The sequence below is a fragment of the Bacillota bacterium genome (assembly GCA_024655925.1).
In the GTDB taxonomy this organism is placed as follows: domain Bacteria; phylum Bacillota; class DTU025; order DTU025; family JANLFS01; genus JANLFS01.
Genome location: JANLFS010000173.1, coordinates 1 through 3367 on the forward strand (window position 1 = coordinate 1; position 3367 = coordinate 3367).

The window sequence follows — 3367 nt, forward strand, 5'->3', positions numbered from 1 at the left end:
TCTTCTTTCCCCCCTTCTTCCCCTTCCCGCACCCTACTCTAAGATTACACCGCCCGCGGCTGTTGTGCTACGCGTCTGTGATATTGTCACCCCGTAACACGACTGAGATCATGTCATCCACGGGGAAGGGAAGCATTATCCTGACCCGGAAGGTCTGGACGAGACGGTGTACGTAATGCTGCATGCTCGTCAAGAGCAGATTACAGCCGCGCGAGCCGCCGCACGATCGAGGACAGCCGCAATTGCCAGTGCCGCCCAAGGCGAAGTCAACGTCGTACCCGAGCGGGCGGCGGCCGGACGGGAGCCACCAAATGGCTCACAGGCCGACGCCCGCCCATGCCGGTGCAGGCCGAAGGCAGACCCACCCGGCCAGTCCAGCCCCCACCATCCTGTATGCCACTCGGTACCCACTATGTAGGGGCTGTCCCAATTAGTGGTTGATGGTCCTTGGGAGGCATGGAAGGCGTCCCAGTGCGGGAGGCTGCAAGGCACTTAGGCATCTACAAGAACACCGCGCTCGCATGAAGGCACAAGGTCGTCTCCAAGCTCGCCGGAGCCTACGTACGTACCACGCTCTCCGGGATCGTGGAGACGCATCAGCTTCTCATCCTCAAGTGTTACAAGGGATCCCCGGAGGCGCGGCGTGCCCACGCAACGGGCCGAAGGCCAGGACCCCGGCAGATCCCGTCTGTCAGCCCCCGCTCAGAGAGGGTCTATGTTCTGTTTACCCTCGACCGGTTCGGGAATGTCGCAGCTGAGCTCGTGCCGGGCGAATCCCGAGTCGGGTTCGACGAGATCATGCGGGACCGGATCGCGCCCGGGGCTCGAGTGTGCGTGGAGCGCGGAATCGGGCGCTGGCCGCCTCCGGAAAAGCGGAGCCTGGGGCTGACATGGACAACGCCGTCGCGGGCCCGGGGTTACCGAGAAGACTCGGCAAGCACCGACCCAATACATCATCGGAGAAACGCAAAACGCCTTGCGGTCCAGTGCCACGATTGGTTAATGAGGTTTCGAGGAGTGGTCACGACGTGCCTGCTTCGATACATTGCATGGTTCTGGCAGGTATCGTCCGCTGCCGGGCCTGCAACGCCGATAGCTGCAAGGCGGCTACTCGTAGCTACCTTGAGCTGCGCGCGGCTCTAGACAAGGGCGGGGCTCGGGCGGGTCTGCAAGACCAAACGGCGTCTAGCAGGGCGAAGCCTGCGATGAGCCCCTAGAGCTCGTCAACCGCGAACTGGGACACTTGCTATTAACCGGCTACCCGTATGGGGACCTCTCCGCTCGAGCTACGCACCACGCTCTTCGGGGCCACGCGCCAGTGGGCCTACTCCGCCGCCCCGGCTCACGGCGCCGCCCCAATGGACTGAGCCGCGACACCGCCGGCCTTCAACTGAAGATGCCGGGGTTGCGAGCGAAGCTCGGCGCACACGGTTTTCTGCAAGTCCTTGATAGCTCTGGCCCGGCCGTGAACCCGTGCATAGTGCCCAGGCGGCCAACGGAACAACGATCACGAGGGGGCGACATTTTCTTAGACGGATTGGCTCCCAGGAGGGTAACAGAATTCCAGTCGATTGACGCTCTCCACGCACCTTTTGTCAATCGTCTGTGGTATTGTGGGAGAGGTTTCACGCGCTGTTCTGCATTTGCCCGCCTCCTCACTGGAATACTGAGCCCGTGGACCAGAGAGGATCAGGGGGGTTTGGGTGGATTATGGAGCCCTCAGTCGGCCTGGGATTGATACACTTCATTGTATCGCAGGCATTCATAAGAACCCGAGTCCTCGAGCGACTCCTCACACACAGCCCGGCAGTGCTCGTACAGAACGGGACCATAATCAAGTCCAACCTGTTCAGAAACAGGTACACTGTGGACAACCTCTTAAGCCGCCTAAGGGAAAAGGACGTCTTTGACCTGTCCGAAGTGGAATTCGCTGTACTTGAGCCCTCAGGAAATCTGAGCGTACTCGACAAGAACCAGAACCTCCCTGTGACGCCGAAGGATCTGGGCCTATCCACTCAGTACAAGGGATTAGCGACTCCGGTGGTGATCGAAGGACAGGTTCAGCGCAAGGAACTCGCAAGTCTTCACCTGACCGAGGACTGGCTTATTCGAGAACTCAAGTCAAATGGATACTCGGGCCCGGATCAGGTATTCCTGGCAATGACAAACACACAGGGGGAGCTCTATGTGTCCCCAATCAATGCCCAGCTTCCTCCAATGGCTGTCTACCACTACTCCCGGGCACGCTACTTCGTGGGCGCTGCATCCTGACCAAAGCAGAGTTGGACGCTGTTATCCGATACCCGGCAGGAATCAAAGGTGGCCTAGCGAATCATGCCAAGAAAGGACAAGTCAGCGTTTCACTGGAACACTGCGCGGCAGCATAAGCAGCAATTCGCAGTGAGTTCGCTTATGCTGAAAGTGAGGGACAGCACGCCTCGCTCGAAGCTGAGCGCGCCTCAGGGCGCAGGCCGGACAGCCCGCCGTCGTTCGCCGGCTGGTCGAGATGCTCGAGTCATTCAACGGCCGTGTCTATGACCCCTACTGTGGTTCAGGCGGCATGTTGGTTCAGTTAGTCAGGTTCATCCAAGCCCATGCCACCGGAAACGGCAACGGAGGCAAGGCCCCGGGGCGACATCTTGTCTGTGGCTAGGAGTTGAATTGTACGACCTGGCGATCGGCCAAGATGAACCTCTCCATCTGCGGTATCGAGGACCAGATTGGCCAGGGTGATACCTTCCACAACGACCGCTTCCGCAACCTCAATGCCGACCACATCCTCGCCAAACTGCCCTTGAACATCAGCGACCGAGGCGCCGAGTGGCTGCGCAGTGACAAGCGGCGGCGGCATGGCGCGCCGCCGGTAGGAAAGAGAATGATACCTAGCCCATAGCAGGGAGTTGCGACCGATGAACCACAGCGAGATCGTCAGCTTCATCTGGGGTGTTGCAGACCTTATTCGCGACACCTTTAAGCGCGGCAAGTATCAGGACGTGATCCTGCCGCTTACGGTGCTGCGGCGCCTGGACTGCGTGTTGGCACCTACCAAGGAGAAGGTGCTGGAAACGCAGGCGCGCTTCAAGGGCATGCTCGAAAACCTCGACCCGCAACTGCGCAGGGCATCGGGCTTCGCCTTCTACAACACCTCGCGCTACGATTTCGAGAAGCTCCTAGCCGATGCGCCGCACCTCGCCGCCAACCTCCGGAACTATATCGCGGGGTTCAGCCCCAACATGCGCGAAGTGCTGGAGCGCTTCGACTTCGATAACACGACCAGCAAACTCGACGAGGCCGGACTGCTCTTCAAGGTACTCGAGCGCTTCAAGAACGTGGACCTGCATCCGGACAAGGTCGACAACCCGACGAT

The 3367-nt window shown here is 60.0% G+C and carries 3 protein-coding genes and 1 pseudogene; all 4 read left to right on the forward strand.

Features of this window, described 5'->3' with window-relative positions:
* Positions 1-585: 585 nt before the first annotated feature.
* Positions 586-1143 carry a hypothetical protein gene (locus NUW23_15590; GenBank protein ID MCR4427579.1) on the forward strand — a complete coding sequence of 186 codons (558 nt, stop codon included), beginning with the start codon at positions 586-588 and terminating at the stop codon, positions 1141-1143.
* Positions 1144-1710: 567 nt separating this feature from the next.
* Positions 1711-2271, forward strand: a complete 561-nt coding sequence (locus tag NUW23_15595; protein MCR4427580.1) for a DUF421 domain-containing protein — start codon at positions 1711-1713, stop codon at positions 2269-2271.
* Between the two features lie 235 nt (positions 2272-2506).
* Positions 2507-2893 (forward strand): annotated as a pseudogene (locus tag NUW23_15600) (SAM-dependent methyltransferase).
* 16 nt (positions 2894-2909) lie between these two features.
* Positions 2910-3367 (forward strand): type I restriction-modification system subunit M N-terminal domain-containing protein (locus tag NUW23_15605; GenBank protein MCR4427581.1); only part of this gene is annotated, 458 nt, incomplete at its 3' end.

Excerpts from the sequence above, each read along its gene's own strand:
- NUW23_15595 (MCR4427580.1), top strand. The coding sequence starts at position 1,711 with ATGGAGCCCTCAGTCGGCCTGGGATTGATACACTTCATTGTATCGCAG.